General features: G+C 68.6%; 21 protein-coding genes. 13 read left to right on the top strand and 8 right to left on the bottom strand.

Annotation, left to right across the window (positions count from 1 at the left end; genetic code table 11):
• Positions 1 to 775 precede the first annotated feature (775 nt).
• The 3 genes from DB31_RS38060 to DB31_RS47330 all read left to right on the top strand — a co-directional run bounded on the left by DB31_RS38060 (position 776) and on the right by DB31_RS47330 (position 2,451).
• Positions 776 to 976: a hypothetical protein gene (locus DB31_RS38060; protein ID WP_044197476.1), complete on the top strand. Its 201-nt coding sequence runs from the start codon at positions 776 to 778 to the stop codon at positions 974 to 976.
• A gap of 107 nt (positions 977 to 1,083) precedes the next feature.
• Positions 1,084 to 1,377, top strand: coding sequence for a helix-turn-helix domain-containing protein (locus DB31_RS47325; protein WP_075306432.1), 294 nt, complete (start codon positions 1,084 to 1,086; stop codon positions 1,375 to 1,377).
• Positions 1,378 to 2,451, top strand: a complete 1,074-nt coding sequence (locus tag DB31_RS47330; RefSeq protein ID WP_157232370.1) for a reverse transcriptase family protein — start codon at positions 1,378 to 1,380, stop codon at positions 2,449 to 2,451.
• 71 nt (positions 2,452 to 2,522) lie between these two features.
• Here the strand turns inward: DB31_RS47330 and DB31_RS38070 are convergent, their stop codons facing one another.
• From DB31_RS38070 to DB31_RS38090, 5 genes are all read right to left on the bottom strand, one after another.
• Entirely contained in the window at positions 2,523 to 2,960 is a 438-nt protein-coding gene (locus DB31_RS38070; RefSeq protein ID WP_044197478.1) for an FG-GAP repeat domain-containing protein, read from the bottom strand.
• A 94-nt stretch (positions 2,961 to 3,054) separates the two neighbouring features.
• Positions 3,055 to 4,293 (bottom strand): MFS transporter, encoded by a 1,239-nt coding sequence (locus DB31_RS38075; protein WP_044197480.1) that lies wholly within the window; start codon positions 4,291 to 4,293, stop codon positions 3,055 to 3,057.
• A gap of 42 nt (positions 4,294 to 4,335) precedes the next feature.
• A complete protein-coding gene (locus DB31_RS38080; RefSeq protein WP_052420572.1) occupies positions 4,336 to 6,177 on the bottom strand; it encodes an ATP-binding protein in 1,842 nt (613 codons plus the stop codon).
• 146 nt (positions 6,178 to 6,323) lie between these two features.
• Positions 6,324 to 8,180, bottom strand: coding sequence for an ABC transporter ATP-binding protein (locus tag DB31_RS38085; RefSeq protein WP_044197482.1), 1,857 nt, complete (start codon positions 8,178 to 8,180; stop codon positions 6,324 to 6,326).
• A 12-nt stretch (positions 8,181 to 8,192) separates the two neighbouring features.
• Complete coding sequence (locus DB31_RS38090; RefSeq protein WP_052420573.1) at positions 8,193 to 9,182, bottom strand: universal stress protein; 990 nt, start codon at positions 9,180 to 9,182, stop codon at positions 8,193 to 8,195.
• A 363-nt stretch (positions 9,183 to 9,545) separates the two neighbouring features.
• Here DB31_RS38090 and DB31_RS49825 point away from each other — a divergent pair, with 363 nt between their 5' ends.
• Positions 9,546 to 9,701 (top strand): hypothetical protein, encoded by a 156-nt coding sequence (locus DB31_RS49825; protein WP_169787150.1) that lies wholly within the window; start codon positions 9,546 to 9,548, stop codon positions 9,699 to 9,701.
• 67 nt (positions 9,702 to 9,768) lie between these two features.
• On the opposite strand, the gene DB31_RS38095 is transcribed toward DB31_RS49825, so the two are convergent.
• From DB31_RS38095 to DB31_RS38105, 3 genes are all read right to left on the bottom strand, one after another.
• Complete coding sequence (locus DB31_RS38095; RefSeq protein ID WP_044197484.1) at positions 9,769 to 9,960, bottom strand: CsbD family protein; 192 nt, start codon at positions 9,958 to 9,960, stop codon at positions 9,769 to 9,771.
• A 122-nt stretch (positions 9,961 to 10,082) separates the two neighbouring features.
• On the bottom strand, positions 10,083 to 12,266 hold the full coding sequence (locus tag DB31_RS45630) for an ATP-binding protein (RefSeq protein WP_052420574.1): 2,184 nt from the start codon (positions 12,264 to 12,266) through the stop codon (positions 10,083 to 10,085).
• Positions 12,267 to 12,333: 67 nt separating this feature from the next.
• Positions 12,334 to 13,905, bottom strand: coding sequence for a phytoene desaturase family protein (locus DB31_RS38105; protein ID WP_044197486.1), 1,572 nt, complete (start codon positions 13,903 to 13,905; stop codon positions 12,334 to 12,336).
• Between the two features lie 157 nt (positions 13,906 to 14,062).
• Here DB31_RS38105 and DB31_RS38110 point away from each other — a divergent pair, with 157 nt between their 5' ends.
• The 9 genes from DB31_RS38110 (at position 14,063) to DB31_RS38150 (ending at position 26,265) form a co-directional block, all read left to right on the top strand.
• On the top strand, positions 14,063 to 14,536 hold the full coding sequence (locus DB31_RS38110) for a chemotaxis protein CheW (RefSeq protein ID WP_044197487.1): 474 nt from the start codon (positions 14,063 to 14,065) through the stop codon (positions 14,534 to 14,536).
• Complete coding sequence (locus tag DB31_RS38115) at positions 14,533 to 16,050, top strand: CheR family methyltransferase (protein WP_083969147.1); 1,518 nt, start codon at positions 14,533 to 14,535, stop codon at positions 16,048 to 16,050. Before DB31_RS38110 ends, DB31_RS38115 begins: the two co-directional genes overlap by 4 nt.
• Complete coding sequence (locus DB31_RS38120) at positions 16,050 to 16,670, top strand: chemotaxis protein CheW (protein WP_044197491.1); 621 nt, start codon at positions 16,050 to 16,052, stop codon at positions 16,668 to 16,670. The genes DB31_RS38115 and DB31_RS38120 overlap by 1 nt, the downstream gene beginning before the upstream one ends.
• On the top strand, positions 16,667 to 18,310 hold the full coding sequence (locus tag DB31_RS38125) for a methyl-accepting chemotaxis protein (RefSeq protein WP_044197493.1): 1,644 nt from the start codon (positions 16,667 to 16,669) through the stop codon (positions 18,308 to 18,310). Before DB31_RS38120 ends, DB31_RS38125 begins: the two co-directional genes overlap by 4 nt.
• On the top strand, positions 18,310 to 20,457 hold the full coding sequence (locus DB31_RS38130; protein ID WP_044197495.1) for a hybrid sensor histidine kinase/response regulator: 2,148 nt from the start codon (positions 18,310 to 18,312) through the stop codon (positions 20,455 to 20,457). Before DB31_RS38125 ends, DB31_RS38130 begins: the two co-directional genes overlap by 1 nt.
• Entirely contained in the window at positions 20,454 to 21,512 is a 1,059-nt protein-coding gene (gene cheB, locus DB31_RS38135) for a chemotaxis-specific protein-glutamate methyltransferase CheB (RefSeq protein ID WP_044197498.1), read from the top strand. The genes DB31_RS38130 and cheB overlap by 4 nt, the downstream gene beginning before the upstream one ends.
• A 139-nt stretch (positions 21,513 to 21,651) precedes the next feature.
• On the top strand, positions 21,652 to 23,349 hold the full coding sequence (locus DB31_RS38140; RefSeq protein WP_044197500.1) for a sensor histidine kinase: 1,698 nt from the start codon (positions 21,652 to 21,654) through the stop codon (positions 23,347 to 23,349).
• Between the two features lie 367 nt (positions 23,350 to 23,716).
• Positions 23,717 to 25,531, top strand: coding sequence for a hypothetical protein (locus tag DB31_RS38145; protein ID WP_044197502.1), 1,815 nt, complete (start codon positions 23,717 to 23,719; stop codon positions 25,529 to 25,531).
• Positions 25,528 to 26,265: a hypothetical protein gene (locus DB31_RS38150; RefSeq protein WP_157232371.1), complete on the top strand. Its 738-nt coding sequence runs from the start codon at positions 25,528 to 25,530 to the stop codon at positions 26,263 to 26,265. Before DB31_RS38145 ends, DB31_RS38150 begins: the two co-directional genes overlap by 4 nt.
• Positions 26,266 to 26,331: the final 66 nt, after the last annotated feature.

Consider the following 26,331-nt stretch of genomic DNA (forward strand, 5'->3'; position numbering starts at 1 on the left):
CCCAACATCGTTGCAAGTAGAGCCCCCCACAGTCCCACGGTAGCGATGGCCCTCTGGCGTCGGTTCGTCTGAAGGCAAGGGCCCACCCCCTGCCTGTTACCAGCGCTCAGCAATAGGGAGTAAGTGCCAACGACCGAGCAGTGGTCCGATGCCGCCCAGGCCACAGATGTCATCTGTGGGGCCTAAGCCCTTACCCGTCAGCCCGCCTCCGGTAACAGACGACTCCCCATGCGGTCTGACGGGCTGACTAGACTTCCTGCCCTCTATGGTGGGTGGGACCCCGATCACTCAGAGCGAATAGGGCCAATTGTCGTTTTCCAATAAATACGGTCACTTAGCCTTTAAATAAAATGGCTGGCAGCCACTTTTCCTACTTGCAGTATGGGGGAGCAGGCGGTAGATCCCCCAACTGTCCGCAGCACCTGCGGCCGAGTTCTTTGACAACTACATCCGCATAGCTCAACCAAGCGAGTCAGTGGTCCGTTGTACCCAGTCCGGACTCAAAGTCCGGGCACTGATCGCGGTCCCGAGAGTAACGGGATCGTTGTGGGCGAGAAGTCAGCGCCCACATACCTCGAAGCATGCGCATCCTGGTCCTGTGGTCTGGCAAGGTGTGCACTGCGACGGAGCAAGGGCAGCAATGCTCCGTCGGGGCAGCAGGCAAGGCAGAGTGGTTCCAGTTTCCCCTCACATCGAGACAAGCGCGGCTGGGCAGCACGTGCGAGTTAGGTGGCAAATTCAAACCCGCCACCCTCGACGTGTGAGGAGAAGCAAAATGCGGAAAAACAAGTTGAAGAAGAAACTCGCCTCCATCCACAACTTCCTGCGAGCGGAGGTGGAGGCAGGGGAACTGGAATTGGGCTTCATGCAGGAGGTCGAGCGAAGCTTGGTCGAGTTGAGCCTCGCGGTTGAGGCCGACGACTATCAGATGGTGAAAGTCGCCATCAATGAGGCCGCCAAGAAGTTTCGGCGGTGATCCGGCGAAGCGGAAGTAATGACCGAGAGCCCTAACACACTGTCGTTTGTCTTGATGGGCCAACCGTGAACGTTGGCCCATCAAGACAGACTGATAGTGGGCACACGATGAACTATGGCAGGGCATTGAAGAAGCTGCGAGAGAAACGCAATCTCAAGCAGAAAGAACTGGCTGAAAAGGCTGCCTTAGACGCTAGTTACGTCTCTCAGATTGAGAATGGGAAACGCGTGCCAAGCACTGCCGCTGTTGAGGCCATTGCCAAAGCACTCGATGTTCCACTCTATCTACTCATGCTGTTCGCATCTGACGCGGAAGATCTGCGAGGCATTTCGGAAGAGCAGGCTCGCCGCCTCGAAAATCAGTTCCTAGACCTGGTCATGAAGGCTGAGCAAGGTGATTGAGTGAGCGAGGCAACGGCACGAACCTTTTACTCCAAGGCTGGGCTTGGCTTTCACTTGAAGCGTGATTGGTCCACCCTGGAGTCATTAGCAGAACATGCTGGGGCCCACTACCGCTCTTTCGATGAATGGATGGGCAACAAGTGGCGGCATTTTGATGTGCCCAGTAAGCGACTCGCAGATGTTCAGAGGGAGATCGCTCGTTTCCTCAAGGCCAGAGTAAAATTTCCTGACACCATGCTCGGTGGCCTCAAAGGCGGGTCTCCCAAGAAAAATGCGGAGGCCCATCGTGGGCAGGGACTTGTGTTCAAACTAGACATCCGGGATTGCTTTCCTAGCATCGGCCACCGAAGGGTCTTCCGGATGTTCCGTGAGCAATTGAAATTCTCTGATCCGATTTCAAATCTGCTCACAAAACTAACAACCTTCCAGAATCGGCTTCCTCAGGGTTCTCCAGCCAGTTCTGTTATCGCCAATCTCGTCTTGATGGAACTCCACGAGTCCATCCAGTTGGAATGTGAAGCACTAGGACTGAAATGTACTTTTTTTGTTGATGACATCACCCTCTCTGGAGAACGCGTTCGAGAGGTCATTGCACCGGTCGTGAGGTTGGTGCAGCGCCATGGCTTCTCGATGCGCCCATGCAAAGTCCGCCTACTAGCCGCTCACCGAGAAAAGCTTTCTGTCACTGGTGTTTTAGTGAATAGGAGGCGATTGTCAGTTGGACGGACGCGCAAGAACAAGCTCCGAGCGAGAATCCATCAACTCTCACGAGGCGAACGCGTAACCGATTCGGATTTACGCTCTATCCAATCCTCGGTTGTACAGGTAAAACACATCTCAAACCACCAAGGTGAGACGCTAGAGAGGCTTGTGCAGGAAAAGCTACCGAAGCGCGGTGTCCAGACGCCTAAGGAGCGCGCGAAGAAGATTCGGCGAGTTTGCAAATGTACGCACAAGCACCGTCATAAGCGGAATGAGGAATCAGTAACTGCTACTCATCAGCCGGCAAGCAGCGTGGCCGCCGGTCTTCCACGCCAACACTTCGTTCATACTCTAGAAGCTGGCCTCAGATAACGCGCAGCCCTTGAAGAGTGAACGCAGCCTGCTCTCGAAAGCAGGCTGCGTTCACCTTTCCTCAATGGACCTCAGTTCTCCGCGAGGACCGCAGGCGCGAAGCCGCCCGGACCGTAGCCCTTGAGCAGATGCACCGACCCGTCGGCCGCACCGGTCACCGACAGGTCCATCCAGCCGTCCGCGTCGAAGTCACGGGCCACCACCGCACTGCCCCCCCCCACCGGGAAGGACACCCGCGACGCGAGCGCCCCGTCCTGCCCCAGGAACACGCTCACCTCACGGCTGCCAGGGCTCGCCACCGCGAGGTCCATCTCGCCGTCCCCGTTGAAGTCCGCGCACGCCATCGCTGACGGGAACTCGCCCGTCGCGCTCAGGATGGCCGACACATCGAATGCCGCGTTGTCCATGCACCCACTGGCCCCAGCCGACTCCGAAGCCCCACCGCACCCGATGCTGAAGAGAACCACCACGACAGCCCCGGCCCACGACGTCTTGCTCACTGCGGACATAGCTCCACTCCTGGCGTTGGTATCCGCCCCTCCTCAAGAGGGGCGTGGCAGGTATGGAGAATACGGATCGGTCTGACATACCCGGCAGGGAGGCTCAGGCCCCCGGCGCCGCCCCTGCCGCTTCCGCTGCATCCGACCGGTAGCGCCAGAACGCAGGCAGCAGGAGCCCACACAGCAACACCCCCACCACGCACAGCACGCCCCCTGAGATGATCGACACCCGCGTCGTGCTCACCGTCGCCACCCAGCCCGCCCTCGCGTTCCCAATCAGCGGGCCTGTCATGTAGCTGATCATCTCGATGCCCGACATGCGGCCTCGCATGTGGTTGGGGATCGTCTCGTTCCAGATGACGCCTCGGAACAGGCCGCTCACCATGTCCGCCGCCCCCGACAACCCCAGGAACAGCAGCGCCACCGGCAGGCTCGGCGCCAGCCCGAACCCCACCGTCATCACTCCCCACACCCCCGCCGCCACCACCACCGCCGCGCCTCGGCGCTTCACCCGCCCCGTCCACCCGCTCAGCGCCGTCATCACCAGGCTCCCCACCGACATCGCCGAGAACAGCGCCCCCGCTGCCGCCGCTCCGCCCCACGCGTCCCCCATCGCCGGGAACAACGCCGTGCAGAACGCGAACGTCATCGCCACGATGTCCACCACGTACGTCCCAATCAGCTCCGGCCGCTTCACCGCGTACTGCAGGCCCTCGTAGATGCTCCGCAGCCCCGGCGCGTGCGTTTGCTCGGGCGCGGGCATCTCCCGCATCATCCACAGCATCGTCAGCGCGAACAGGAACGTCCCGAAGTCCACCAGGTACGCCACCTTCGCCCCCGCCGCCGCGATGAGCAGCCCTCCCAGCGCCGGCCCCGCCACCGCTCCCGCGCTGTAGCGCAGCGAGCCCAGCGCTGAAATCGACGCCAGGTCCTCCACCGCCACCAGCTTCTGCGTCATCGCGTCCATCGCCGGCCGGTGGAACCCGCTCGCCCCCTGCATCAACGCCGCGATGATGAAGATGACCCACAGGCTCGGCTCCGGCAGCGCCGAGTTGATCGCCAGCCCCAGCGCCCCCAGGCTCATGATGGCCTCGGACACCAGCAGCAGCTTGCGCCGGTCCATCGTGTCCGCCACCGAGCCGCCAATCAGCCCGAACACCAGCACCGGCACCAGCTGCACTGTCCCCAGCAACCCCACCATCAGGTTCGACTTCGTCAGCCCGTACACCTGATACGGCACGGCCACGTACGTGATCATGCTCCCCAGGAACGAGACCACTTGCCCCAGGAACAGCAGCCGGAAGTCCCGGTACTTCTTCAGCGGTGACAGATCGAGCAGCATGCGCGCCCTGTGTACCAGACCGCGCCCCGCCCCGTGGCCCTGTTACGCGTCCGGGGCGGACGGCTCGGCGCCCAGCGGCAGCCGGACCGTGAAGGTGGTGCCCTTGCCGGGCTCGCTCTCCACCTCGATGCGCCCGTTGTGCCGCTGGATGATGACGTCGCAGATGGACAACCCCAGCCCCGTCCCCTGCCCCGCCGGCTTCGTGGTGAAGAAGGGCGTGAAGAGCTTCGCCACCGTCTCAGGCCCCATCCCCTTCCCCGTATCCTTGATCCGCACCACCGCCTCGTCCCCCTCCTGCCGCGAGCTGATGTAGATCTCCCCGCGCTGCTCCACCGCGTGCCCCGCGTTCACCAGCAGGTTCATGAACACCTGGTTCAGCTGCGTCGGGAAGCAGCGCACCTCCGGCAGCGGAGCGAACTCCGTCTGCACCTCGCACTTGTACTTGAACTCGTGCCGCACCATGCGCAGTGACATCTGCAGCACCTGCGTCAGGTCCGCCCGCTGCGGCGTCCCCGACTCCTCCCGCACGAACGTCTTCAGGCTGTGCACGAACTCCCGGATGCGGCTGAGCCCCTCGCGCGAGTCTCCCAGCAGCTCCTTCATGTCCATGACCAGCAGCGCCACCCGCTCGCGCTCGCGCAGCTCCCGCGTCTGCTCCAGTAGCTCCACCACGGCCTCGGGAGGCGCCGCCCCCAGGCGCTGCTCCACCTGCTCGTGCAGCCCGTTCAACTGCAGCAACACCGCGATGTACTCGTCCAGCGTCGCCACGTTGCTGAACACGTAGCTCACCGGGTTGTTGAGCTCGTGCGCGATGCTCGCCGCCATCTGCCCCAGCGAGGCCAGCTTCTCCGCCTGGATGAGCTGCGCCTGGCGGGCCTCCAGCTCGCGCGTCACCTGCCGTACCCGCTCCTCGAGCTCCTCCTGCTGGCGGCGCCGCTGATCCTCCGCCCGCTTCCGCTCGGTGACGTTGCGGACAATGGCCATCGCCTCGTCCAGGCCGCTGCGCACCAGGCGTGCCTCGTAGTGCTGCAGTCCCGAGGGCAGCTCCAGCGCATACTCGAAGATCGCCAGCGAGCCGCCTTCGCGCAGCTGCCTCAGGTTCTCGGCCAAGGGGTCCTGCAGCGCCGGCGGCAGCGGCATCGAGAGCAGGTTCTTGCCCACGAACTCGTGCACGGCCATCAGCGGCGCATCCAGCGCGGACGCCTTGAAGGCCAGGCACACCCCATCCAGCCGGAGCCGGAAGATCATGTCCGGGATGGCTTCGATGAACGCCTGCAGCTGCTCCTGCTGCGTCCTCAGCGCCTGCTCCGTGTCGCGCCGCCGCGCCTCTCCGCGCGCGGCATACGTGATGATGCCGCACGTGGTGAGCAGCGGCTTCAAGAAGCTGATCAGCCCCTCGTCGTAACCCCCGGGCCGGTTGGCGATCCCCACCATGCCCACCTGCTCTCCGCGGACGTGGAACGGCACGCCCAGGAAGGCGCGCAGCGGAGGATGGCCCGGAGGAAGCCCCCCCGAGGCCGGGTGCTTGAAGGGCTCATTGGTGAGCAGCGGCTCGCCCGACGTCAGCACCTTGCCGAAGAGCGTCTTCAGGTTGCGGAACTCGATGCCCCGCCCACCGCTCTTCTCGTAGTACTCGTTCAGTTCCTCCGTCCAGGTGATGTTGGTGACGGAGTAGCTGCGCAAGAACGGAGCCCCCTGCGCGTCGTGGACGATCTCCGCGATGAAGCCGTACTCGCTGCGCGTCTCCCGGAGCATCAGCCTCAGCAGCCGATCGAACAGCGCGGGGTAGTCGCCTTGGGTCACCAGGTCCGCGTGCACCTGGGTCAGCTCGTCCATCAGCCGGTGGCTGGCCGCCAGGCGCTCTTCCAGGTCCTTCTGCTCCAAACATGCTCCCGTGGGAGTGCGGCCCCAACGGGGCGGTTCCACCGTCTGATCATCTAGGGCTTTTTCCAGTGTTTTTCAAACATCACACCGGGATGGAACAAATGGGCCGTGACATGTCTCACACTTGGTTTCAGCAGACTACACGCTCAGTCTCGATAGCCCCGAGCCTGGAGGTGAAACAGGTGGGCGTAGCGCCCGTCCTTGGCGATCAACGCGTCGTGGCTGCCCAGCTCCTCCACCTGCCCGTTGTGGAGCACGGCGATCTGATCCGCCATGCGCACCGTGGAGAAGCGGTGGGAGATGACGATGGCGATGCGGTCGGCCGCCAGCGCCTGGAAGCGCTCGAAGAGGGCGTGCTCGGCCTCGGCGTCGATGCTGGCGGTGGGCTCGTCGAGGATGAGCACCTCCGCGTCCTCGCGCATGAAGGCGCGTGACACGGCCAGCTTCTGCCACTGGCCGGCGCTGAGCTCCTGGCCCTTCTCGAACCAGCCGCCGAGCATGGTGTCGTACTGCTGCGGCAGCGCGGAGATGACGGGGCTGGCGCCTCCGAGGTCCGCCGCGCGGGCGATGCGGTTGCGGTCCTCCAACCCGGGCAGGTGCCCCAGGCCGATGTTCTCCGCCACGCTGAACTGATAGCGCACGAAGTCCTGGAACACCGCCCCGAAGCGGCTGCGCAGATCCTCCACGTCCATGTCCCGCACGTCCACGCCGCCGTAGAGGATGGAGCCCTCGGTGGGCTCGTACAGGCGCAGCAGCAGCTTCACCAGCGTGCTCTTGCCCGCGCCGTTCTCGCCCACCAGCGCCAGCTTCTCGCCCGGCTTCAGCGTGAGGTTCACGTGCCGCAGCGCCCAGGCCTCCTTGCCCGGGTACTTGAAGGACACGTTCCTCAGCTCGATGGCGTTGTTGCGGCCCCGCGGCGGCTTGAGCGGCGGCAGCACCCGAGGCTGCTCGGCGCCCGTGGGGATGTCCAGGTACGCGAAGAGGTTGCTCATGAAGAGCGCGTCCTCGTACATGGAGCCCAGGCTCGACAGGATGCCCTGGAACGCCGCCTGCCCCTGCCGGAACACGGACAGGTACAGCACCATGTCGCCCACCGTGATGCTCCCCGAGGCGGCCCGGTTCGCCACGAAGGCATAGCAGCCATAGAAGGCCGCTAGCGAGAGCACCCCCAGCCCCAGCCCCCACGCCATGCGCCGCACCGCCAGCGCCCGATCCTCGTTGAAGAACTTCTGGAAGAGCGTCCGGTAGCGCCCCATCACCAGCGGCCCCAGCCCGAACAGCTTCACCTCCTTCACGTGGTTGTCCCGCGTGAGGATCCACTCCAGGTAGTTCAGCTTGCGGCCCTCGGGCGCTCGCCACGAGTAGAGGCGGAAGCCCTCGGCCGCCAGCCGCGCCTCGGCGATGAAGGCCGGGATGGAGGCCACCACCAGCACCCCCACGCTCCACGGCGACAAGGACACCAGCAGCACCGCGTACGTGGACAGCGTCACCACGTTGCGGACGATGGTGAACACCTGCATCACCAGCGACAGCGGACGGCTGTTGGCCTCGCGCCGCGCGTTCTGCATCTTGTCGTAGGTGTCCGAGTCCTCGAAGTGCCGCAGCTCCAGCTGCAGCGCCTTGTCGAGAATCCTCTGGTTCAACAGGATGCCCAGGTTGGCGCGCAGCAGCTCGCGGATGAGCCCCAAGCTGCGGTCCACCAGCGCCGAGCCCAGCATCAGCCCGAACTCCAGCCCCACCAGCTGCATCACATGCGAGCGCAGCGTCAGCTCCCCGCCGCCCTTGGCCGCCGCCACCACCCCGTCGACGATGAGCTTGCCTACGTAGGCGATGGCCGCCGGGAGCACTGCCGCCACCAGCGTCAGCAGCCCAAGCACCACCGCGAGCTGGGGACTGGCCTGCCAGAAGAGCCGGAAGGTGCCCGGGAGCTGCTTGAACAGGCTGCCCGCGTTCTTCAGGCGGGTGGTGAGCGGGACCGGAGGGGGTGCGAGGGGTGGAGCCACAATTCCCTGTTACTAATCGATCCGGTTGCCGCCCGCTTGCTCCGCGAGCCCATGGGCCTTCGCCACCAGCACGTCACACGGGGCTCGCATGACAGTATGCTCGGCCAGCTCCCTGGGAGGTACCTCCCCGTCCGGGGCGGCCATCCCCAGCGCCAGCAGGTCCGCGCCCTGCTCGGCCGCCTCCGCCAGCAGCGCCTCCTCCAGCGGCTCGCTGCACCGGATGCAGACCTCGCATTCGCGGCCGACCTCCCGGTACGGCGCCAGGAAGCGGCTCACGGCCTTGCGCGCCGCGGCTTCAATCTCGTGCCGCACCACCAGCCAGTGCTCCACGGACGTCATCCCCGCGTGCCACAGCTCCGGGCGGGTGCAGGGCTCGGGCACGTGCAGCACCGTCACCTTCACCGGCGGCGGGCACAGCCTCAGCGTGAGCTCCAGCGCCCGGCGAGAGTCCTCCGAGAGATCCACCGCCACCAGCGGATGGTGGTACGGCCTGGCCGGGTGCGCGCTCACCACCAGCAAGGGCGCCTCCACCTGCCGCACCAGGCCTCGCACGGTGGCCCCCCGCTGCGTCACGTCGTGGTGGCGCATCACATGAGGGCGGCCCGCGATGAGCAGCTCCACGTCCAGCCGGCGCGCCGCCCGGGCGGCCTCCTGGACCACGTCTCCCGCGCGCAGCTCCTCATTCACCTCCACGGGCTCTCGGGCCCGGAGCCTGCGGCGCGCGGCTCCCGCCACCCGGCTCAGGCAGCGCGCCTCGAGGGACATGTCTCCCGGTGCGCCCCGCCCCGGCACGGGCCTCGAAGCATGGAAGAGGGTGAGCGAGGCCCCGTCTCCCACCGGCAGCCGCAGCGCCCGGGCCAGCGCCAGGTCCGCGCACATGGAGAAGTCAGTCGCCACCATCACCCGCGTCAGCCGGCCCTTCTGGCTGGCGGTCAAGAGCGGCTTCATGAATTGGGGCGGCGTGACCATGGGCCCCAAATCCAGCTGGGATGTGCTCGCCATCACGACACCTCCTTTCCCCCTCCTCAAGCTTCCGACTCCTCCGGGCTCCGTGCCACACAATCGCGGGAGCCGCGCCCGGCTGCCTGCCCAGCCGCGTGCGGACCTCTGCCCACAAGCGGGGCCCTCCGTCCGCCAGTCCACGGCCTGCCTGGAGGAATTACAGGAGCGAGCGCAGGTGTCCGCACTTGCACGCAGAGAGGCGTGCACTCAGCAACGCTGAATCGCTCCCTTGGCATGTCCGCTCACCAACAGGCTGTCGCCCCGCAAGTACGGAGGCGACGGCCAGCTCTTTGCAGAGGAAGGGCTGCGTCAGTCTCGGAGCACCGGGAGTGACAGAGCGGGAGCGTAGAAGGGGGAGCAGCCATGCGCGGAGTCATCACAGGACGAGAGGTGGTCGCCAACCTGGGTCTCATCTACCGGGAGTTCGGCGCGAGCTGCCTGGTGCGCTGTCTGTGGGCGCTCGTCAGCGGCAAGTCCACCACCTTCCTCGAGGTGGCTTGCCGGTGCGAGCGGCACTGAGAGAAACGAAGGGCCGCAGGGCAGCAGCGCCCCACGGCCCCGAAGTCCCTCCCCCTCTGGGGCAGGGTTACGGCTCGCGGCGGCTCGGACGATCCGGATCCACCGCGTCCTTGATGGCCCGCTTGGCGTCCTCGACCTTCTCCTTCACGTTGCCCTTCAACGTGTCGGCCTTGCCCTCGGCCTCCAGCTCACGGTTGCCCGTGGCCACTCCGGCGGTCTCCTTGATCTTTCCCTTGGCTTTATCAATCCACTCACCCATGACGCTTCCTCCTTCGCCGTGCGCGGTGTTGCGCCCTGAACCGAAGGTGGACACGCGCTGACGGGGTGGCAGGTATCCCACCCTCGTCCGCCCGCCTGCCCTCCAGAGGAGGAGGCCCCGCTTCACCTCATCCAGCGCGTGAGCACCTCGTGGAGGGCCTGGCGCTTGAAGGGCTTCGCCAGGTAGTCGTCCATCCCGCTCTCCAGGCAGCGCGTGCGGTCTCCCGCCAGCGCGTTGGCCGTCATCGCGATGATGGGGAGCCGGCCGCCCGCGGGGGCCGAGGCCTCGTGGGCGCGGATGCGGCGGGTGGCCTCGAAGCCATCCAGCTCCGGCATCAGGCAGTCCATCAGCACGGCGTGGAAGGAGCCCCGGCGGCAGGCCTCCACGGCCTCGACGCCGTTCTGCGCCAGGACGACCTCCAGGCCGAACGACTGCAGCATGTGCTGGGCGACCATCTGGTTCGTCTCGTTGTCCTCGACCAGCAGCACGCGGCCCGAGAGCGCCGCGAGCGCCTCGCCCTTCGAGGGAGGCCCGACGCTGCCCGGAGCCCGGGCGAGCACCTGGAAGGGCACCTGGAACCAGAAGTACGCGCCCTGGCCCTGCTCGCTCTCCACGCCGATCGTCCCGCCCATCAGCTCCACCAGGTGCTTGGAGATGGCGAGCCCCAGGCCCGTTCCGCCGTACTCGCGCGTGGTCGAGGAGTCCGCCTGCATGAAGGCCTGGAAGAGGCGCGGCTGGGCCTCCCTGGAAATGCCCATGCCCGTGTCCTTCACCCCGAACAGCAAAGTCATGGGGGCGCCTGGGGCCTCCGGCTCGCGCTCCACCTTCACCGTCACGCGGACCTCGCCGGTACGCGTGAACTTGATGGCGTTGGACACCAGGTTGGTGAGGATCTGCTGGAAGCGGGCGGCGTCCCCGACCACGTACCGCGGCAGGGAGGGGGCCAGGTCGAGCGACAGCGCCAGCCCCTTCTTCTTCGCCTGCGCGGCCAACACGTCGAGGGGCTTCTCCACGTGCTTGCGCAGCTCGAAGGGGACCTTCTCCAGCTCCACCTTGCCCGCGTCGATCTTCGCCAGATCGAGCACCTTGTTGATGATGTCGAGCAGGTTCTCACCCGTCTGCTGGAGCGTGACGAGGTACTGCCGCTGCTCGTCATCCAACGAGGTGTTCTCGAGCAGCTGGGCGAAGCCGAGCACCCCGTTCATCGGCGTGCGCAGCTCGTGGCTCATGGCCGCGAGGAAGAGGGACTTGGCCTCGTTGGCGCTCTCCGCCTCGGCCTTGGCCTCCTCCAGCGCGAGCGTGCGCTCTCGCACACGCTGCTCCAGCAGGGTGTTGAGCTGCTCCACCTCGCCCTGGCTGTGCTTGAGCCGCTCGCTGCGGTCCTTCAGCTCCCGCGAGAGCTTCACCTGCCGGGCGTAGGCGCCCATCGTCACCACCAGGGCCGCCAGCAGGGGCCACAGGTAGGGCGCGGCGATCTTCACCGCCGCCAGGAGCGTCATCTCCTTGGGCTCCAGCACGCCGAACCACTTTTCGTAGATGGCGTCATAGGTGCCGTTGGCCTTGGTGATGGCCAGACCCTCGTTGATCTCCGCCAGCGTCTCCGCGTCGCCCTTGTGCACGGCGAAGCCGAACTTTTGGAAGAACGGCAGCTGCACGGGCACGGGCTTGATGTCCTTGAAGCCCAGCTCCCGCAGCGTCTGCAGGCCCACCAGCTTGTTGACCAGCATGGCGTCGTGCCCGCCCGCGCGCAGCAGCCTCAGGCCCTCGGCCGTGTCCTTCACCAGCGTCAGGTTGGGCTCCCAGCCCTTGGACACCGCGTAGTCATGGGGCAGATCCGCTCGGATCACGATGAGAGACTTGCCCTGCAGGTCCTCCTCGGAGGAGATGTCCGAGTCCCCCGCGCGCACGAAGATGGCGCCGTATGCCTTCACGTGCAGCACGGAGAAGTCCGCGAAGCCCTTGCGCTCGACGGACTCCGCCAGGTTGATGAGGACGTCGATGCGGCCTTCCTTGAAGCCTCCGAGCACCTCGTGGAAGGGCGCCACCTGGATGGTGTAGGGCAGCCCCACTTCCTTGGCCACGGCCCGCCAGAGCTCCACGGTGAAGCCCGAGGCCTCGCCGCCCTTCTGCCCCAGCGCGAACGGGGGATAGTCCACCTCGCTGCCGACCTGGAGCACGCGCTGCTCGGGCGCTCCCTGGGCAAACGCGGCCGCGCCGGCCAGGAGCAGCCACAGCGGCACGAGCGCCCGCTGGGCGAGCCAGGCCCGCCCTCCACGTTGGAAGAAGCTCCGCTCAACTCGAGGCATCCGTGCCCCCCACCGGACGCTCATACCACCATTCGCTTCGCACTGAGGAGTGACCCCAGGGACTGTCTCAGCCGGCCCTCACCTGGGAGGAAGGCAATCCTTCGAGAGGCGGCACATACGGCCACTGCGGCAATGGCCCCTTGCCCGCCTCGCGCGTGAGGTAGTCTGCGGCGATGTTGGCGCTCTCCATGATGGTGAGCAGCCCGCTGCCCGGGTGCGTGCCTCCGCCGACCCAGTAGAGGCCCTCGACGTTCGGGTTCTTCACCTTCGGCCGCAGCGGCCCGAGCTGCAGCCACGTGTGCGAGAGGTTGAACACCGCGCCTCGGAAGACGTGGAAGTCATCCCGCCACGTCTCCGCCGTGAAGTAGCGCTCCGCGCGGAGGTGCTGGCGCACGTTCCTCATCCCCACCTTCTCCAGCATGGCGGGGATGCGCTCACGCAAGGTGCGCTCGGCGGTGGCCCAGTCCACCTTCTGCGAGGTGTTGGGCGTGGGCACCAGCACATACAGCGTGGAGTGGCCCTTGGGCGCGCCGGACGGATCCGTCACGCACGGGTTGCATACGTAGAAGGGCGGATCCTCCACATCGAGGACGCGGTCCTCCAGCGCATCCCGGTCCGTGCGCCGCGCGCTCTCCGACAGATAGATGAGGTGGTGCGGCAAGTCTGCGTACACCGTGTCCAGCCCGTAGTAGGCCATGAAGGTGCTGCACGAGTACTTGGCCTTCTCCAGCGCCGCGTCCGTCAGCCGCGAGCCCTCGCGCGCCTCGGCGGGGATGAGCTTCTGCGCCGCGTAGGCCAGGTCCGCGTTCACCACCACCGCGTCCGCGTCCAGCTTCTCGCCACTGGCCAGCCGGACGCCCACCGCGCGCCCCGCGTCCACGAGCACCTGGGCCACGGGCTCGCCCAGGCGGAAGGTGGCGCCCAAATCCTGCGCGCACTTCATCATCCCCCGGGCCAGCGCCCGGAAGCCGCCGTCCACGTGCCACACGCCGAAGGCCAGCTCCAGGTACGGGATGACGCTGAACACCGAGGAGCACGTGGTGGGGTGCAACCCCAGGTACTTGGACGGGTAGGACAGCGCGTAGGTGATGCGGTCGTCGTGGAAGAACGAGTCCAGGTGCCGGTACAGCGTCTGCCACGGCTTGAAGCGCGCCGCGGGCGCCAGCCGCCACGGCGCGTAGTACCCCAGGCTCCCCGCGTGGGTGGCGATGAACTTCTCGTAGGCGATGCCGTACTTCTCCCGGCCCTCCTCCAGCCAGGCCCGCAGAGCGCGCGGCTTGTCGGGGCCGAACTTGGCCACCTCCTGCTCCATGCGCGCCACGTCCTTCGTGGTGTCCAGGTAGGTGCCGTCCCAGAAGTGCACCCGGGTGTTCGGGTCCACCGGCACCAGCTTCACGTAGTCCTCGATGCGCTTGCCCGAGCGCACGAAGATGCGCTCCAGCACCCCGGGGAGCTGGAGGATGGAGGGCCCGGTGTCCAGCGCGTACTCCCCGCGCTCGCCCAGCGTGAGTCCCTTCATGCGGCCGCCTGGAAGGGCGTCCTTCTCCACCACGGTGACCTTCAGCCCCTGGCCCGCCAGGTTGATGGCCACCGACAGCCCTCCGGGTCCGGCCCCTACGACAATCACATGTCGCACCATGCGGCCTAGGATGCCCGGACCCGGTTCACGTTGCAGCAGGCCAGGAGACCCGGGGGCCCTCCTTTCTTCCGGTGCACACCTGCTCCACGCGGAGGTTTCCGGCCTTGCGCGGCCCTGTTAAGCCAGGGGGTCCGGACACCCGGCACTCTCTTCTCGAATGACACCCACTCCCTACGAGGTGCTCCTCTTCACCCTGGAAGGCCAGCGCTATGCGCTGCCTCTGGGGGATGTGCGAGAGCTGGTCCGCGCCGCGCGCCTCACCCCCCTGCCCCGTGCGCCCGACGTGGTGGAGGGCCTGATGAACCTGCGCGGCGAGCTGCTGCCCGTGCTCAGCCTCCGCCGCCGCTTCCGGCTGCCGCCCCGCCCCCTGTCCCCCGAGGACCACTTCATCGTCGCCCAGGCGGGCCCGCGCCGCGTGGTGCTGCACGTGGACCGGACCGAGGAGGTGCTCACGCTCCCCGCGGGCACCCTGGACGAGACGCCGCGCGAGCTGCCCGGTGTGGGCTACGTGGCGGGCGCCGTGAAGCTGCCCGAGGGCCTGGTGCTCGTCCATGACCTCCGGAGCTTCCTATCCGAGGCCGAGGGACTGGCCCTCGACACGGCGCTCGCGGGCACCTCGGGGGGCACGTGAGCCTGGAGGAGTTGCCCTGGAGCGACACTGGCTATGCCCGGGTCTTCGAGCGGGTGCAGGAGCGCGCCGGCCTGCTGCCCCCCACGTGCGTGCCCGCCGCTGAGGACGGCATCAACCGGGCCATGGCCCGCTCGGGCACGCAGGACTTCTCCTCTTATGTCGCGCTCATTTCCTCGGACCCGGCGGCGCTCGATGACCTGCTCACCGAGCTGACCATTGGGGAGACGTACTTCTTCCGCACGCACGAGCACTTCAATTTCCTCAGCCATCAAGCGCTCCCGGAGCTGCGGCGGCTGCGCGGCCCGGAGCACACCCTGCGCGTGTGGAGCGCGGGCTGTGCCTCCGGCGAGGAGCCCTACTCGCTGGCCGTGCTGTTGATGGAGGAGGGCTTCGGAGACCGGATGGAGGTGCTCGCCACGGACATCTCCCGCGCGGCGCTCGCCCGGGCGCAGGTGGCCCGCTATGGCCCCTGGTCCCTCCGGGGCATCCAAGCCGAGCGGATGCGGCCCTTCCTGCACATGGGGACGCCGCGCTACGAGCTCGCTCCCGAGGTGCGCCAGCGCGTTCACTTCAGCTACTTGAACCTCGCGCTGGAGACGTGGCCCTCGCGCAGCAGCGGCATCCACGACCTGGACATCATCTTCTGCCGCAACGTCCTCATCTACTTCACCCGCCCCACCATCGAGGCCGTGGCCCGCCGCCTCCACGCGAGCCTCGCGGATGGCGGCTTCCTCATCACCGGCCCTTCGGATCCCTCCCTCGTCGACCTGGCGCCACTGGAGCCCCTCCTCACCGAATGGGGCGTGGCCTACCGGCGTCCCACTGCGCGGCCTCCTCGGGCCCTGCCTCCTTCCAACTACCGCTCCTACCCGGCCCTGCCCACCGTGGCTCCCGCCCTGCCGGCGCTGGCTTCTGGGCCGCTCCCGCCTCTGCTCCCCGCGCCCCCCGCGCTGCTTCCCGCGCCCCCCGCGCCGCCTCCGCCACCAGCGGCTCCTCCTTTAGATACCGCCTCCGCTGGCCTGGCACCTGCCCGGGAGGCGATGGCCCGCGGGGACTGGCGCAAGGCCGCACAGCTGGCCGGAGCCCAGCAGCCCAGCCCCGAAGCCGCCGTCATCGAGGTCCGCGCGCTGGCCAATGTCGAACCCGAGGCGGCCGTGAAGGCCTGCGCCGAGGCGGCGGCCCGCCACCCGATGGACGTGGAGCTGCGCTACCTGGAGTCTCTGCTCCTCATGAGCGTGGGCCGGCTGGGCGAGGCCGAGCGCGCGGCCCGGCAGGCGCTCTACCTGGAGCCCTCGCTGGCCGTGGCTCACCTCACCCTGGGTTATGTGCTGCGGCGCTTGGGAGATACCTCGGGGGCGGTGCGGGCCTTCCGCGCCGCCGAGGCCCTCTGCTCCGCCCTGCAGCCAGAGGCCATCGTTCCCCTCTCCGAGGGTGAGAGCGCGGGCCGGCTGGCCAAGGTGGCCCAGAGCGAGCGCAAACGGCTCGAAGCGGCTGAGTCCCGGAGGGAGGGCTGATGGCGGAACGCAAGACAGGCCAGGGGTTGGACTGGGAGGAGGCCTATGCGCGGCTGGGCCGGCTGGCGAAGGCCACCGGGAGCGCCCTCACGCGGACACCCGAGGAGGCCCAGGCCCTGCTCGACGTGCGCGCCCGGGAGCTGGCCCGGCCCGTCGTTCCAGAGCGGGCCTCGGACACCCTGCTGGAGGTGGCGCGCTTCCGCTCCGGTGGCCAGGACTACGCGCTGGAGACCCGCTTCGTCCACGAGGTGCTGCGCACCGCGGAGCTCACGCCCCTACCCGGCGCCCCGCCCCTGCTCCGAGGCCTCACCCTGCTGCGCGGAGAGGTGCTCCCCGTGGTGGAGCTGGCGCCCCTCTTCGGACGCCCGGTGTCGGGCCGTGGCTCGGCGGTGCTCCTGATTGGGCTGGGCCGGGCGGACCTGGGCCTGTCCGTGGAGGAGGTGGAGGAAGTCGCCCTCATCTCCCGTGACGCCCTGCTGCCCCCTCCCGCCACACTCTCCGCCGAGGCCGCGCGGCTGGTGTCCGGCATCCATCGCGAGGGCACGCTGCTGCTGGAGGGCGAGGCCTTACTGGGCGACAGTCGCCTCGTCTTCGATCTCACCGACGAAGGGAAAGTATGAGCATCGGGAAGAAGATTGGCTCAGGCTTCGGCCTGTCCCTGCTGGTCCTGCTGACGATGGCCGCCATGGCCTACCAGGTCCTCCAACACCTCGCGGTGACGACCGACACACTCCTGGAGACGCGGCGGGTGCTCAAGGACATCCGCGAGATGCGCCTGGCCATCCTAACCGCCGAGTCGGCCGAGCGCGGCTACCTGCTCTCGGGCAACGAGGCCCACCTGGTCCCCTACCGGGCGGCGCTCGACGTGGTGGACACCAGTCTCCAGAACCTGAAGACGGGCCTGAAGGATCCAGAACTGCAGCGCCGGCTCGTTCGGGTGGAGCCCCTCTTGAAGGCCCGGCTAGAGGAGCTGGAGACGGGGATCCGCTTGCGGCGCGGAGAAGGAGGCCTGGAGAAGGCCGTCGAGTTCGTCCGCAGCAACCGCGGGCTGGAGACCATGACCGTCATCCGCGAGCAGCTGGACGAGATGCAGGGCCTGAGGGAGCAGACCTGGAGTGAGCAGCAGAGCGAAGTGCAGCAGAGCGCGCAGCGGGGGCTCGTCATCCTCGTGCTGGGCGCCGCGCTGGGCCTGCTGGTGGTGGCCGTGGGCAGCATCGTCATCACCCGCGGCATCACCCACCCGCTGGACCGGCTGATGAAGGGCGTGAGCCGGTTCGCCCAGGGAGACCTGGCCCACCGCATCGAGGTCCACAACGAGGACGAGACCGGCCAGCTGGCCCGCGCTTTCAACGGCATGGCCGAGCGGCGCCAGGAGGCCGAGGCCCAGCTGGCGCGGCAGTCGGAGCAGCGGGAGAAGACCCTGCGCACCGTGGCCGAGTTCGTCAACCAGCTTGCGGGCGCCAGCGCGCAGATCCTCTCCAGCACCACCGAGCAGGTGGCCAGCGCCCAGGAGCAGGGCAGCGCCGTCTCCGAGACGGTGAGCACGGTGGAGGAGATCGCCCAGACGTCCGAGGAGGCCGCGGGCCGGGCCCGCGCGGTGAGCGAGTCCGCCCGTCAGTCCGAGGAGCTGGGACGCACCGGGCGCCAGGCCGTGGACGAGGCCGTCTCCTCCATGGCCACCGTGCGCGAGCAGGTGGAGTCCATCGCCGCGCGCATCCTCGCCCTGGCCGAGCAGGCGCAGGCCATCGGAGACATCATTAGTACCGTCAATGACATCTCCGAGCAGACGCACATGCTGGCGCTCAACGCCTCCATCGAGGCCAGCCGTGCCGGAGAACAGGGACGGGGCTTCGCCGTCGTCGCCGCCGAGGTGAAGGCGCTGGCCGACCAGTCCAAGAAGGCCACCGCCCAGGTGCGGCAGATCCTGGGCCACATCCAGAAGGCCACGCACTCCGCGGTGATGACGACCGAGGAGGGCACCAAGAGCGTGGCCGTGGCGACGCGCGTGGTGGCCCAGGCGGGCACCACCATTCAGCGGCTGGGTGAGCTGCTGGTGCAGGCCTCGCTCACAGCCGCTCAAATTGCTGCCTCGGCCAACCAGCAAGCCACCGGCATCGGGCAGATCCGCCAGGCGATGCGGGATGTGAACCAGTCCTCCCAGCAGGCCCTCTCCTCCACCCGGCAGACGGAGCGCGCCCTGCAGGACTTGAACGGCATGGGCCTGAAGCTCAAGAACCTCCTGAGCGAATACGGACGCTGATGGACAAGGATCGTCTGGCACAGGCGTTGATGGCCACGTTCCTCGAGGAGCTCGAGGGACACGTGGCCGCGCTCAACCGCGACCTGCTGGCCTGGGAGAAGACCCCCCAGCCCGGGCGCGTGCGGGAGCTGCTCTCCACGCTGCTGCGCACGGTGCACAGCGTGAAGGGGGCCTCGCGCGCCGTGAGCCTGGGGTTGGTGGAGCTGGTGTGCCACCGGCTGGAGGAGGTGCTGGCCACGGTGCAGCCCGGCCAGCCCGTGAACCCCGAGGTGTTCGAGCTGGGCTTCGCCGTGGCGGATGCCCTGGACGACGCGCGGCAGAGGCTGGGCCGGAAGCAAGAGCTGGCCGGCTCTCCTTTGGAGGCACTGCTGCCTCGGCTGGCCGCGGCGGCACAGGGACAAGGCACCGCCCCCGTCCCTCCAGCCCCTGCTGCTCCAGCTCCCACAGCTCAGGCTCCTCAGGCCCCCGAGTCTCGCCCCGAGCCCGTGGCCGAGGCGTCGAGCGCGGAGGCCCTGCCCGTCCGTGTGTCCGCGCAGAAGCTGGACGCGCTGCTGGCGCGCAGCGGGGAGCTCCGAGTGTCCAGCCTCCGGCTCGACGGACGCGCGGAGTGGGCCGAGTCCCTGCGGGAGGAGCTGTCCGTCCTGCGTGCGCGCTTGAGCGGCCCGGAGGAGGCCGCCGCGCGCCGGTTGGAGACCCGCCTCTCTCAGCTCTCCCGCGAGCTGCTGGCGGACCGGCTGGCGTTGTCCCAGACCGTGAGCGGCCTGGACGAGGAAGTGCGGCGCGCGAGGACGCTGCCCTTCGCGGAGGCCTGCGAGGGGCTGGAGCGCACCGCGCGGGACGTGGCACGGAGCGCGGGCAAGCAGGTCCGCCTGGAAATTCTTGGCGGCAGCTTGGAGCTGGACCGCTCGCTCCTGCAGGGCCTGCGAGAGCCGCTGCTCCACCTCGTGCGCAATGCCGTGGCCCATGGGCTGGAGCTGCCCGAGGAGCGCACCCGCGCGGGCAAGCCCGCCGAGGGCCATGTCCTCCTGGCCGCCCGGATCTCGGGAGGCCGTGTGCAGGTGTCCGTGGAGGACGACGGCCGGGGGTTGGACCTCGACGCCATCCGCGCGAAGGCCGAGGCCCAGGGCTGGGAGGTTCCCGAGGACGCCGCCGCCGTGGCCCGCCTCATCTTCCTCCAGGGCCTGTCCACCGCCTTGCAGGTGACGTCCGTCTCCGGGCGCGGCGTGGGGCTCGATGTGGTGCGCACCCAGGTGGAGGCGCTCCGGGGCAGCGTGGACGTGTCCTTCCGCCCGGGCGCTGGCACGCGCTTCGTGCTGGACGTGCCGCTCACCCTCAGCACGCTCCGGGTGCTCCTGGTGAACGCCGGCGGCCAGACCTTCGCCCTGCCCGCCGAGAACGTGGAGCGGCTCCTGCGGCTGGCGCCCTCCGAGGTGCGCGAAGTCGAGGGCCAGCAGGTGTGGGCCGCCGAGGACGCGCTGGTGCCGCTCACCTCGCTGGCCTCGGTGCTGGGCATGCCGCCGGGGGCTCCGCTCACGCGGCTCCCGACGGTGGTGCTCACCTCCGGTCCCCTGCACGTGGCCCTGGGGGTGGACGAGGTGCTGGCCGAGCAGGAGGTGCTCGTCCGCGGGCTGGGGCCCCGCATGCGCCGCACGCGCTACGTGTCCGGCGCCGCGGTGCTGCCCACCGGGAGGATGGCGCTGCTGCTCCACCCCGCCTCTCTGGTCCGCGCCGCGGAGGGTGTCCCCGCGGCCTCGCTCTTCCCCGCGCCCGCCGTTCAGCGCGCCCGCCAGCGCATCCTCCTGGCCGAGGACTCGCCGACCACCCGCGCCCTGGAGCAGAGCCTGCTGGAGGCCGCGGGCTACGAGGTGATGGCGTGCGCCGATGGCGCCGAGGCCTGGGAGCGCCTGCAGCGGATCGGCGCCGATGCGCTGGTGTCGGACCTGGAGATGCCTCGCATGGATGGCTTCGAGCTCACCGAGGCCGTGAGGGCCTCTCCCCGCTTCTCCCGGCTGCCCGTGGTGCTGGTCACCGCGCGAGGCCGGCCCGAGGACAAGGCACGCGGCCTCCAGGTGGGCGCCAGTGCCTACCTGGTGAAGAGTGCCTTTGATCAGACGAACCTGCTGGAGACCCTGAGACGACTGCTATGAACGCCAACCTGCCCAACCCCCTGCGCGTCGTGGTGGCGGAGGACTCACCCACGGCCCGCCGGCTCCTGGTGGAGATCATCCGCGAGGACCCCACCTTGCAAGTGGTCGGCGAGGCGAAGGACGGACTGGAAGCGGTGGACCTCACCCAGCGCCTGCGCCCGCACCTGGTGACCATGGACATCCAGATGCCGAACATGGATGGCCTGGAAGCCACCAAGCGCATCATGACGGAGGTGCCCACCCCCGTGGTGGTGGTGTCCACGCTGGTGGAGCGGGACATTCAAACCTCCATGTCCGCGCTGCGCGCGGGTGCGCTCGCCGTGCTGCAGAAGCTCGTGGGCCCGGAGTCTCCGGACTTCGAGCGGGAGAGCCGCCACCTGCGCGACACGCTCAAGGCCATGGCGGGAGTGAAGGTGGTGCGGCACTGGCCGGTCCGCGTGCCCTCGACGCCCTCGCGCCCCATGCCCACGGTGGGCACCCGCTCGAAGCCCACGGTGGTGGCCATCGCCGCGTCCACGGGCGGCCCCGCGGCACTTCACCGCATCTTCTCGGAGCTGCCCGCGGACTTTCCCCTGCCCATCCTCGTGGTGCAGCACATCGCCCTGGGCTTCGCGCAGGGGATGGCGGGGTGGCTGGACTCCGTCACACCGCTCACCGTCAAGGTCGCCGAGGAGGGCGAGCTGCTGAAGCGGGGCACCGTCTACATCGCCCCGGATGATCGGCACCTGGGTGTCTCCGCGGATGGCCTGGTGCAGGTGTCGAACACCGCGCCGGTGGGGGGCTTCCGGCCCTCGGGCACCTACCTCTTCCGCTCCGTGGCGCGCGCCTACGGCGCGGGCTGTGTCGCACTCATCCTCACAGGCATGGGTCAGGACGGCCTGGAGGGGCTGCGCGAGCTGCGCCAGGCCGGTGGGCGCGTGCTGGCCCAGGACGAGGCCACCTCCATCGTCTTCGGCATGCCCGGAGTGGCTGTGGCCGCAGGGCTCCCCGAGGCCGTGCTCCCCCTGGATTCCATCGCCTCCCACCTCAAGGAGCTGGCCACCTCCGCAGCCTGAGAATACGGGCCTCACCCGAAGTGTTGGCCAGATCATGTCCGAGCGCTGACCTGCAGGGATGCCCCCTGGACAGGGGGGGCAGTGAGGAACAAAACTGGGCCAGACTTCTTCTTCTTTGAGCGTGAGTTCGAACCGGGCCATGAGCGAGCAGGCCGATAGCTGGGCGGGCGTCTTCGAGGCGCTTCCGGAGCCAGCCTACTTGCTCGATGAAGCGAGCCGCGTGCTGGCATGCAGCGCGGCGGGGGCTCGCGCCCTGGGCCTGGAAGCGGCCCAGCTGGTAGGCCGCCGCTGGGCCGAGCTCCCGGTGGACCTGCAGGTGCTGGCCCGCCTGGAGACCGAGCGCGGCCGGGCCCTCGCCATTGGCACCTCGCGCACCTTGGAGAGCACCTGGCCCACACCCGAGGGCCCCGCGCTCCACTCCTTCCAGCTCACGCCCCTGGCGGGCTCCCCGGAAGGCACTCGCGTCCTCATCACGCTCCGCTCCCTCTCCGAGGCCCAGGCCATGTACGTCAGGGCCCTGGAGCTGGAGCAAAACGCCCGCGCCGAGGTCGAGACCGCCGAGCGCCGCCGCTCCTTCCTCTATCAGGCGATGAGCACGCTCTTCGCCCACCCGCCGGATCCGCAGGGCATGTACACCCTGCTGGCTCACCTGGCCGTGCCGGACCTCGCGGACTGGTGCCTGGTGGATGCCGTGGAGCAGGACGGCTGGGTGAGCCGCGTGGCCTCGGCCTGCCTGGATCCCACGCAAGAGGAGAAGGCGCGCGCCCTGCCTCAGCGCCAGCAGCTGCGCCCCAGTGCGCCCATCGGCCTGCTGCGCGTGCTGCACACCGGCGAGCCCGAGCTGGTGCCCGCCGTGACGGACTCGCTGCTGCGCGCCGCCGCCGCCGAGCCCCTGCACCCCACGCTCCTCTCCCTGCTCCAGGCGCGCTCGTACATGATCATCCCGCTGCGCGCGCGCGGGCACACGCTGGGGGCCATCACCTTCGTGGCCTCGCACTCGGGGCGCTGCTACGGGCAGGAGGACCTCGCGCTGGCGGAGGACCTGTGCCAGCGCGCCAGCCTCGCCATCGACAACGCGCGCCTCTTCGGCGAGTCCCGCCGCGCCACCCGCGCCCGCGAGGACCTGCTGGCCGTCGTCTCGCATGATCTGCGCAACCCGCTGAACGTGGTGCAGATGGGCGCCGCGCTGCTGCTGCGCGAGCGCCCCGGTGTCCCCCGCGACGAGCATGTCTTCAAGCACGCGGGCCGCATCCGCGATGCCTCGGACCGGGCGCTGCGGCTCATCTCGGACCTGCTGGACTGGGGCCGCCTGGAGGAGGGCCGGCTGCCGCTGGAGCTGCGCGAGGAGGAGTCCGGCACGCTGCTGACGGACGCGGTGGACAGCATCCGCACCCTGGCGGAGAACCACCAGCTCTCCGTCATGATGGATGTGCCGGACGATCTGCCCTGGGTGCGGTGCGACCGGACGCGGGTGCTCCAGGTGCTCGGCAACCTGCTGGGCAACGCGGTGAAGTTCACCGAGGCCGGCGGCCAGCTCACCGTGAGCGCGAGGGACCAGGGAGGCGAGGTCAGCTTCCACGTGCGCGACACGGGCAAGGGCATTGCCCCCGAGCAGTTGGCCTACGTCTTCGATCGCTACTGGCAGGCCAAGGATGCGGCCAGCCGGGGGGCGGGGCTCGGACTGGCCATCGCCAAGGGGCTCGTGGAGGCGCACGGGGGCCGCATCTGGGCGGAGAGCACGCCGGGCAAGGGCAGCACCTTCTCCTTCAGCCTGCCCTGCCTGCCAAGCTCCGAGACGCGCGCCCGCCCCCGCGCCCCCGGCGATTCCCTCTCGTAGGTCCCCTGGGACTCGGGCCACTTCCGCATCGGGTCATCGCTGGGCCAGTCACAGTGGGCGCGTGGCGAACGCCCCAGCAGGCAGGACAGCCGCGGCAGCGCGTCTCTACGTGGGCAGGGAGCAGAGGCGAGGCAAGCGTCCAGGCGTCGGCGCTGGGCGGGAGCCTCCCCCGCAGGGAGGCCAGGAGTGAAGGACGGCGCCACCCGGCGGCTCCTCCTCTTCCCCGGAGCAGCCCTCTACGCTGATCACCTCCTCGGAAGACGGGGTGACGCATGCTGCTGTGGCGGAGTGTCTGGAAGGCCGAAGTGCTCTTCCGTGTGTTGCTCGTCGCCAGCGCCGGAGGAGCCGCCCTCAAAGGGGTTGCCGCATGAGATGCCCGGGAGCGAGCCAGCCTCCGCGGTTCCATGCGGCTGTCAGCCTCTTGCTGCTCGCTGTGTTCGTCGCGCCCGGAGCATTCGCCTCTGACGAGACGAGCCCAGTGCGCGCCGTGGTGGGGGCGGGTGTCTCTCAGGGCACTGCGCTGGGCGGCCCCTGGGCGCCGCGCACCTCGTACAGCGTGAGCGTGTGGGGCCTGTGGGAGGCAGGCCAGGGCATAGGGGCGCGGTTGACCGTGCAGCCCCCGGTCACCTCCGCCGGAGCGTGGGAGCTGTCCACGGACGCGGTGGCGCGCTTCACGGGCGAGGGGCCGCTGTACTTCAAAGCCATGGGTGGAGCGGCCCTCTCTCCCCGCTCCTGGGGAGCTCCACGGCTGCGCGCTGGCGGCGAAGCCGGGGTGCACGCCATCCGCGGGAGCATTGGGTTGGAGGTGGGCGTTGCGGGCGTGTACGCGTTCCCGCCCTCCCGCTTCGCGCAAGGCGAAGGGGTGGTCTCCCTCGGAGTGGGCCTCCTCTTCGGCTTCGGCCCACCGTCCCGTGCGCCTGCCCTCGCCCCGTCTCAGCGCCCCTGGGCGCAGCAGTCCGCCCACAGTCCAGCAGGCGCCTTCCCGCAGCAGGGCCCAGGCCCCTCTTCCGCAGCGGAGATGAGCACGGCGGGGCCTGCGCCCGCTCCTTCGGAGGCGGCACCTGTCCCCTTCGGTGAGCGGGATGTGATTCAGCAGATTCTGCTGCTGCGAAGACCCCTGGACGTAGCGCTCTGGTGGGGCTCAGGCCCCGGTGAGCAGGACATGCAGCAGTGGACTCACCCGCTGTCCCAGTGGGAGCGCCAGTACACCGAGGCCATGAGCGCGGCGACGGTGCCCGAGCCCATCCGCATGTGGCCGCCGGTGACGCCCGAGCGCCTGACCCCCGCGCAGCGCGAGGACCTGGAGAAGCGGCTGAGCACAGGAGCCGCCGCCGCCGAGGGGTATGCCCACTGGGAAAACCGCCGACGCATCATCAAGCACTACACGGTGACGCACCCGGTCACCCTTCAGCTCCTGCTGAAGCTGCATGGGGTGACCCGGGACGTCAATCCGCTGCACTTCGCGCTGGAGCGCGGCTGGCAGATGGCCAGTGGCCAGGAGATGTTCACCGGGCAGGAGGTGTCCCAGCTCGGAGCGGCCCAGGAGTTCTTCACGGCGCTGGCGGTGGGAGTGGCCGCTGGGAAGTTGATGACCGCCACGCGGCCAGTGCCCGGGTGGGGTGTCGCGGAGCCGGTGCAGCCGGTGGCTCCTGGCAAGGTGGAGGCTCCGCCTGCTCTACGGAGAGCCGCGGCGCCCGCTCTAGAACCCGCTCCGGTTCCAGCACCACCCTCTCCGGCGCCGGGCACCCTCGCGCCCTCAGCCGAACTGGTCCAAGCCCTCACGGGCAAGAACCCGACGCCGCAGGTGCCCGTCGGCCCACGCCTGCCTCAGGACGTCACCATCAAGCCGAAGGTGCCAAAGCTCCTCGATACGGACCGTCCCATTAGCCCTAGCCCCAGGCAAAATGCGCAACTTCAGAGGGACATCCAGTACCTGGAGAACGAGCTCGGCGCCGAGAACATTCGGGTGAACCAACAACAAGTGACATTCAGGGACGGCCAGCGCGTGGGAATCAATCGGCCGGATCTGCAATTCGACTACGATGGCCGCCGCTACCATGTGGAGTACGATTCACCCACTTCGGGCCGTGGCCCTGGCCACCAGTCGCGCCTCACCGCCAACGACCCAGAAGCCACCGTCATCCGGATCACCATCCCTGAGCCGCAAGACGTGACTCCATGACGCAAGAAATGAAGGGGCTGCTGCTGGAGGACCGCTGGGCGCCTGTCACTTCTGAGATGGGCTTTCTGGCGGCGGGCGCCGAGCAGGCGGCGCAAGCCTTCGCTACGTGGCAGAGAGGGCTGGCGACGTCCCATGGCTTCACCATTGAAGTGCTCTCCGTCTCGGGCCCCCTGGAGCAGGCCCTATCCCATTTGCTGCCCCTCAGTGGCGGAGAGACCCAACGGCGCCTGTTCATCCCCACGCGCAGCGCCTGGACCGCCTACGTCACCAACCAGTGGACTGGGACGGATGCCGCCAGCCCCATGCGCGTCATGGCCCGGCAGCTGAGCATCCGGTGCTTGCGGGTGGTCGCCGTGCCCCACACCCTGCGCGGGGACCAAGGCCGCTATGGCGCAGTCATGCTGAGTGTGTACGGCCCGGAGCAGCCGGGAAAGATCAGCAACACGGTGCGCGCCCTGGCCGCTGCCAACGATGGGGGCCGCTGGGTCTTCGAGCAGTCGGGCGAGCCCTTCCCCTTCGAGCAGGTGGAGCAGTATCAAGCGCGCCGGGTGAGGGACCGCTTCTCCTTTGAGATGCTCAAGGACTACCTGCGCCACCTGGGGCTCTCCCCCTTCGAGGAGGACTTCTACCTGCCTCCGGGTTCCTGCGCGTGGCTCGTCCAAAAGACAGGCCCCTTTGCCCCTGGCTATAAGGAGTACACACTGGAGGAGGCCCGCCGCGAACGGGTGTTGTGACGCACCCGTGGCGGATGCCTGTCTTTGCTTGGCTCAACCCAACGCAGCGAGCCGAGCCAGCGCACC

The organism is Hyalangium minutum (assembly GCF_000737315.1).
In the GTDB taxonomy this organism is placed as follows: Bacteria; Myxococcota; Myxococcia; order Myxococcales; family Myxococcaceae; genus Hyalangium; species Hyalangium minutum.

Excerpts from the sequence above, each read along its gene's own strand:
- DB31_RS38060 (WP_044197476.1), top strand. The coding sequence starts at position 776 with ATGCGGAAAAACAAGTTGAAGAAGAAACTCGCCTCCATCCACAACTTC.
- DB31_RS47325 (WP_075306432.1), top strand. The coding sequence starts at position 1,084 with ATGAACTATGGCAGGGCATTGAAGAAGCTGCGAGAGAAACGCAATCTC.
- DB31_RS38070 (WP_044197478.1), bottom strand. The coding sequence starts at position 2,960 with ATGTCCGCAGTGAGCAAGACGTCGTGGGCCGGGGCTGTCGTGGTGGTT.
- DB31_RS38075 (WP_044197480.1), bottom strand. The coding sequence starts at position 4,293 with ATGCTGCTCGATCTGTCACCGCTGAAGAAGTACCGGGACTTCCGGCTG.
- DB31_RS38090 (WP_052420573.1), bottom strand. The coding sequence starts at position 9,182 with ATGGCGAGCACATCCCAGCTGGATTTGGGGCCCATGGTCACGCCGCCC.
- DB31_RS49825 (WP_169787150.1), top strand. The coding sequence starts at position 9,546 with ATGCGCGGAGTCATCACAGGACGAGAGGTGGTCGCCAACCTGGGTCTC.
- DB31_RS38095 (WP_044197484.1), bottom strand. The coding sequence starts at position 9,960 with ATGGGTGAGTGGATTGATAAAGCCAAGGGAAAGATCAAGGAGACCGCC.
- DB31_RS45630 (WP_052420574.1), bottom strand. The coding sequence starts at position 12,266 with ATGCCTCGAGTTGAGCGGAGCTTCTTCCAACGTGGAGGGCGGGCCTGG.
- DB31_RS38105 (WP_044197486.1), bottom strand. The coding sequence starts at position 13,905 with ATGGTGCGACATGTGATTGTCGTAGGGGCCGGACCCGGAGGGCTGTCG.
- DB31_RS38110 (WP_044197487.1), top strand. The coding sequence starts at position 14,063 with ATGACACCCACTCCCTACGAGGTGCTCCTCTTCACCCTGGAAGGCCAG.
- DB31_RS38120 (WP_044197491.1), top strand. The coding sequence starts at position 16,050 with ATGGCGGAACGCAAGACAGGCCAGGGGTTGGACTGGGAGGAGGCCTAT.
- DB31_RS38125 (WP_044197493.1), top strand. The coding sequence starts at position 16,667 with ATGAGCATCGGGAAGAAGATTGGCTCAGGCTTCGGCCTGTCCCTGCTG.
- DB31_RS38130 (WP_044197495.1), top strand. The coding sequence starts at position 18,310 with ATGGACAAGGATCGTCTGGCACAGGCGTTGATGGCCACGTTCCTCGAG.
- cheB (WP_044197498.1), top strand. The coding sequence starts at position 20,454 with ATGAACGCCAACCTGCCCAACCCCCTGCGCGTCGTGGTGGCGGAGGAC.
- DB31_RS38140 (WP_044197500.1), top strand. The coding sequence starts at position 21,652 with ATGAGCGAGCAGGCCGATAGCTGGGCGGGCGTCTTCGAGGCGCTTCCG.
- DB31_RS38145 (WP_044197502.1), top strand. The coding sequence starts at position 23,717 with ATGAGATGCCCGGGAGCGAGCCAGCCTCCGCGGTTCCATGCGGCTGTC.
- DB31_RS38150 (WP_157232371.1), top strand. The coding sequence starts at position 25,528 with ATGACGCAAGAAATGAAGGGGCTGCTGCTGGAGGACCGCTGGGCGCCT.